This is a genomic window from Allocoleopsis sp. (assembly GCF_036703385.1).
In the GTDB taxonomy this organism is placed as follows: Bacteria; Cyanobacteriota; Cyanobacteriia; order Cyanobacteriales; family Coleofasciculaceae; genus Allocoleopsis.
In genome coordinates this window covers 1-6,016 of record NZ_DATNPA010000555.1, presented here as the reverse complement: position 1 = coordinate 6,016, position 6,016 = coordinate 1, and the positions used below count along the sequence as shown (strand labels likewise).

At 45.4% G+C, this 6,016-nt stretch carries 4 protein-coding genes; 2 read left to right on the top strand and 2 right to left on the bottom strand.

The window, feature by feature from the left end; genetic code table 11:
- On the bottom strand, positions 1-1,074 hold a 1,074-nt coding region (locus tag V6C93_RS27070; protein ID WP_333479775.1), incomplete at its 3' end, for a DUF4347 domain-containing protein.
- A gap of 1,121 nt (positions 1,075-2,195) precedes the next feature.
- Here V6C93_RS27070 and V6C93_RS27065 point away from each other — a divergent pair.
- Positions 2,196-2,960: a class I SAM-dependent methyltransferase gene (locus tag V6C93_RS27065; RefSeq protein WP_333479774.1), complete on the top strand. Its 765-nt coding sequence runs from the start codon at positions 2,196-2,198 to the stop codon at positions 2,958-2,960.
- 12 nt (positions 2,961-2,972) lie between these two features.
- Here V6C93_RS27065 and V6C93_RS27060 read toward each other — a convergent pair whose 3' ends face one another.
- On the bottom strand, positions 2,973-3,479 hold the full coding sequence (locus V6C93_RS27060) for a hypothetical protein (protein WP_333479773.1): 507 nt from the start codon (positions 3,477-3,479) through the stop codon (positions 2,973-2,975).
- 665 nt (positions 3,480-4,144) lie between these two features.
- Between V6C93_RS27060 and V6C93_RS27055 the strand changes: the two genes are divergently transcribed.
- The coding region (locus V6C93_RS27055) for a beta-ketoacyl-ACP synthase III (protein WP_333479772.1) at positions 4,145-6,016 on the top strand (1,872 nt) is incomplete at its 3' end.

The window sequence follows — 6,016 nt, the reverse complement described above, 5'->3', positions numbered from 1 at the left end:
CGTGCCGTTCACGTTCGTCAGATTGGACGGAGAGGAACTGCCAGTGCCTGCTTCGATTTCCAATCGCACCGGATTGCCCGTTGCCGGGTCAATCTTCCACAGTTCAAAGCCATTGCTGCTGTTGTAGGCACTGAAGTACAGCGTGCCGTTGATGTTCGTCAGAGATTCCGGAGAGGAACTGCCACTGCCGGCTTCGATATCGGTGACGCGCACCGTATTGCCTGTGGCGGGGTCAATCTTCCACAGTTCAGACCCGTTGCTGCTGTTGTAGGCACTGAAGTACAGCGTGCCGTTGATGTTCGTCAGAGATTCCGGAGAGGAACTGCCACTGCCTGGTTCGATATCGGTGACGCTCACCGGATTGCCCGTTGCTGGGTCAATCTTCCACAGTTCGTAGCCATTGCTGCTGTTGTAAGCACTGAAGTATAGCGTGCCGTTGACATCCGTAAAATTGCTTGGATTAGAACTATCTGTTGCTAGGTTAATGTTGTACTGAATTGGCTCATTGCTTAATGTTGCAGCATATTGCTCAAGCACCTTAGATGTGAATGCTAAACTAACCTCGCTAGGCGCAGTAGACGTTTCTAATGCCCAGTTTCCACCTTGAGCGGCGCTACCTGTTATCACTGCCGAGGCTGCCACATTCGCGCCAATTAAGGTATGTAGCATATTGACAAAGACCCGTCCTCTGTCGCCCTTGGCTACCTCGCATCCATAAATCAGCAACTCGGCTGCATCCGTCAGTGCCTCTGCCCAAGCCTGAAGTTGCCAAGTATAGCGATTCACTGTCTCCAGGCTCAACTCGATCGCACCTAATTGCACCCGTCCTGGTGAGCCATGCGAAACCAGGTGAACAGCCGTCAAATCTTTACGCTGTGCCAAGACTTCGCTGATTTGCTCAACCCCATCTCGCATCGCATTTAGCACGATTACCTCAACACGCGATCGCACTCCTGCAACCAAATCTGAATAATCCGTCACTGCTGAATCAATAAAGACAATTTCGCGGGTAGTGGAGGCTGGAATACTGAGGCTTTGAGAAGCGAATTGGGGTCTGTGCAAAGTAGCTGTCATGGGTTGACCTCAAACTAATAAACAAGGGAACGGCAGCAGAATTCGAGCGGCGATCGCAATTACCGCGCTTTCTCTGGTCAACGGGAGCAAGAATCTGTTAGCTCATTGGAACTGGTTAAACCAAATGCTTGGTCCTTCAGAGGCTGCAACAACAGCCAGAGCAATTGAAAACCTGATTGTAGTAATCTGACCAGCTAATGCTCTCACCGCCAGTCTGTTTAAATGAACTAATAATTTTTACTCCATGAATATAAATCCTAAAATAGATGAAGCAAAATCGAATATTACGAGTTATCTCTTGTTTACAGGATTTTCTTGGATTTCTTTACCGGAACTTCATATATAGAACAGATTTTGGAGGTAGAATTTAGCGGGTTCATTCTCTCAATAACTCTTCTTCATTCGGCTGAAAATACGTTGGGGATTCCTTAAAAAAAGCTCTAGGATGCTGTGCTATTTTAGAGTTAGGCGTTAAAAATCTCCCCATAAGTAACTTTCCAAGCATCTGGGTCAAGCTGAAGCTTCTCCCAGGTCAATCGATTTTGAATTTTGGATTTTGGATTAAAAAAATTTGGGTTCATGCCTCGCCTCTTCGTTCGGCTGAATCAATACCAAAACACTTGTTGCGCTGCGTCCGCAACGCTCGCGTAAATCTAAAATCCCAAATTGGTTGACCCTACAGTTTCCTAGGGTGTGTTTTCAAACCTTAAGATTCCCCTTGCATCCCCCTTAAAAATGGGGACTAAGACTTGATTCTCCCCCCTTTTTATGGGGGGCTGGGGGGGATCTTCTTCGCAACACACAGGTAAATATAGAGTTTGAAAACACGCCCTAGCGTAAAGATAATTCGGGACTAGTACAGCGCGGCAAAAATAACCCACCAGTTCAAAAAGGTTAAAAAGCTTACTGTACAAGCAATATCCCTTCTGCTTACTCCTGCGGAGAACGCTGCGCGAACTGCCTCCTGTCTACTCCTACGGAGAACGCTACGCGAACTGCCTTCTTGCACTAGCTTTTTTATATCTTTTATATATTAATTGATAGCCAAATATATATTGGACATTTATAATCGGCTCTCCTACTGTGAAAAGAAGAGTTATCGCCGTGGAGAATTAGGAATCATGCCAGAGAATCAGTGGAAGAGTGCCTTGTACGAAAGCAAGCATTCCTTTGTTTGGCGGTACGGGGCTGATTGCTTAGAGTTATTGTCGCCACAGATGGGCGATCGCATCTTAGATTTGGGATGTGGCACCGGGCGACTGGCAGCACAAATTGCCGCAAGCGGTGCGATCGCGATTGGCATTGATCAGTCACCGACTATGGTTGCACAAGCCCAGCAGAACTATCCAGACTTGCAATTTGAAGTTGCAGATGCCAGGAATTTTCAGTTTGCAGAACCCTTCGATGCGGTGTTTTCTAACGCAACGCTGCATTGGATAAAGGAGCCAGAAGCCGTCATTGCTTGTATCTGGAATGCTCTAAAACCGGGGGGGCGTTTCGTGGCGGAGTTTGGCGGCAAGGGAAATATAAATGCGATCGTTACCGCAATTAACAACGCCCTAGAAGCCGTTGGCTATCCGGTACAACCAGAACTTAACCCCTGGTACTTTCCAAGTATCGGAGACTATTCCATGCTGTTAGAAAAACAAGGCTTTTTGGTGACGTATGCCACCCTATTCGCTCGTCCAACTGGGTTAGAAGATGGTGAAAATGGTCTACAAAACTGGCTGGAAATGTTTGCCAATAGCTTTCTGCAAGCTATTCCTGCCAACAAACGCCCTAGTGTGATTCAACATATCGAAAATCAACTACGACCACAGCTATATCGGGATGGGACTTGGTTTGCTGATTATCAAAGACTCCGGATTGTTGCCAGAAAAGAATAGATTTCTCAGAGCTTAGCTATCCCAAGCCCCAGCGTTCTTGATACCATACTCTTCCCTGAGCGATCGCAACTCCCGATTCATCACTACCTCTGGGTCAAGATAAGCATCGATCTTCTTGCACACCGTTGTCCCTTGGCGCACGCCCTCCCAGTAAAATCGGCATACTTGCAAAGGAGAATAGTAAACTACTCCAAATGCTTTCCTCCGCACGGACTTCCACAAAATTTCTAGAAAGACACCGATACTCTGAAGGTAGAAATACCAAGGGCGACGCCATGTCAAAGCGGTCAGCAAAAAGCCAATGAGTCGCAATTCTTGGTCTAAATCAGTGCTGTAGCCAGTTACTACATGCATGATGTCATGCTTTTGCAAGTCACCCCAGGGAATTCGCAACCATCCCACCCAAATATCTTGATAGCGACTAATCTGGGGGTTGGCTTGATAGTAATGTTCTAAACCTTGCCGCAGCGTTAAGTTTGCCGATGTTAGAAATGAGCCTTTTTCAGTAGTTGCTCTCATGTCATTCGATTTGGGATTTTAGATTGGAGAATGATTAACAAACCACAGAGGACGCAGAGGACTCAGAGGGAGGATGTCACGATAATTCGTAATTTATAATTGGTAATTCGTAATTATAGCGATTCTCAAATGAATGGAGTACAGTCAGACCTAACCCCCAACCCCCTTCCCTAGTAGGGAAGGGGGCTAATTTCAAAGCCTCTCTCCTTGTAGGAGAGAGGTTTTCCAGAGAGGTTAAAAGTGTACCGAATCCAATCAGGAAGGGCTATATTATCCACCTCACTCTCATCTCCGGGGACAAATCCGGGAGCTTTGAACAGCGCTCTGATAGATGTTTGCTTCCCTAGGATTAGCCTATTTTGATTGCAAAAGTTCTAGAGGTAGGTGACAGTTGATCTATCTGTCACATATTTACCTTTGGAAGATAAAAATAAAAATGAGCTAGCAAAATCAGTAAAAATCTTAATTTTAAAGGTTATAGAAAGATTTATAGGCTTTTTAACAATACATAGAGTATTACCCAAGTTATAGGACAATTTTTAGAACTGTCACAGAAAAGGAATTTTTACTAAAGCTGAGTGAATAGATTCTAATTAAGTTGACTGCTGATAGTCACTAAAAGTTTCTTCCAGCTGCAAAAACCTCGTTTCAGGAAAAAATCCTCTATGAACGGCGCTTATATTAATAGCATCGGTAAATTTTTGCCGGGTGAACCGATAGACAATAACCAAATGGAAGAATACCTGGGGAAGATTGGCGGACGCCCTTCCAAAGTCAGAAATCGTATCCTCAAAAGCAACGGTATTCAGCAACGCCACTATGCGATCGACCGACAGCAAAATACGACTTATCTCAATAGTCAGATGGCTGCTTATGCCGTCCGCGATGCTCTATCTCAGTTAAATCTAGAACCCGCTGCTATTGATTTACTCGCTTGTGCGACTAGCTGGCCTGACTTATTGGTACCGGGATTTGCCAGCATGGTACACGGTGAATTACCGGAATTATCTCCCATCGAAATTATCTCTACACAAGGTGTCTGTTGTGCAGGTGTTGCAGCATTGAATTATGCCGCTTCCCAAGTCCAACTAGGTAGGAAACGGTCTTCTATAGCTGTAGCTTCGGAGTTAGCATCTCGTTTGTTTAAACATACTCACTTTGAAGCAGAATCGAGAGTCATCAATGGTGGTAACCTGCCGTTTGATACAGAGTTCTTGCGCTGGATGCTTTCAGACGGGGCTGGAGCCTTTTTAATTCAAGACCAACCTCGAAGCAATGGCATAAGCTTAAAAATTGAGTGGGTTGAATTAGTTTCTCATGCGAATGCCTATCCGCTGTGTATGTATGCTGGCACCGAGGATGAAACGGGTCAAAAAAGTTGGATGGATTATCCCTCTTACTCCGAGGCGGCAGCAGGAGGAGCGATTAATTTACGGCAAAATATTCGACTACTGGATGATGTTATCAAACTGGGGGTTGAAGGCTGGTTAAGGCTAATTGACTTGGGCAGAGTTAAACCCGCAGAAATTGATTGGCTTTTGTGCCACTATTCTTCTCATTTCTTCCGAGGAAAAATTGTTGAATTATTGGAAAAAGCCAATTGCATGATTCCCGAAGAAAAGTGGTTTACGAACCTCTACACGCGGGGAAATACGGGTTGTGCTTCAATTTACCTGATGCTGGAAGAATTGTTCCACTCTGATAAGTTGCAACCCGGACAGAAAATCTTTTGCTTTGTGCCAGAAAGTGGACGCTTTACAACGGCTTACATGATGCTGAGTGTGGTGCAATTGTCTGGTGAGGAACAAAAGGGTAGAATCTTTACCCATTCATCCGGAGAATTGCTAGAGATAAGTCGTAACGAACCACAGAGGCACAGAGAACACGGAGAAGAGAACAAGAGGAGTGCGGAGGTTGCAGGTTTTGTAGATGCGGATTTGGCAGCAGGCTCCGTTTCCGCTGATTTGCTGCGCCAGTTGGCTCTTGTCTGGTTAGAATTTGAGCGCAAGTTGCATTCTGTGCCAATCATCCGCAAACTGCATCGAGGTGAGTTTACTTTAGAAGATTACAAAGCTTTTCTGCGAAATTTGCGTCCTCAAGTTGTGGACGGTGCTCGTTGGATTGCCCGTGCGGCGTCGAATATGATTGATTTTCGCTTGCGTTCGACTTTCATTGGTCATGCACAGGATGAGCATCGCGACTATCAAATGCTAGAACGCAACTATGTTTCAGTGGGAGGTGAATTAGATGAGATTGTGCAAGCTGAGAAGAATATCGGTTCTGAGGCGCTATCTGCATTTATCTTCCATCAAGCATCACGAGAAAATCCAGTTGACCTGATTGGCAGTATGTTCATTATTGAAGGATTGGGTAACCAGCTAGCTGGACAGTGGGCGTCTCAGATTAAACAAACCTTGGGTTTGCGGGATGAGCAAGTTTCTTTCCTGGCATATCACGGTGCTAATGATGAATCCCATATTGGCAAACTAGAGGCAATTATTCATGCAGACTGGATGACACCAGAAATCGCCTGCCGC

Bases quoted from the DNA above. Each gene is read 5' to 3' on its own strand.
- V6C93_RS27065 (WP_333479774.1), top strand. From the start codon at position 2,196: ATGCCAGAGAATCAGTGGAAGAGTGCCTTGTACGAAAGCAAGCATTCC.
- V6C93_RS27060 (WP_333479773.1), bottom strand. From the start codon at position 3,479: ATGAGAGCAACTACTGAAAAAGGCTCATTTCTAACATCGGCAAACTTA.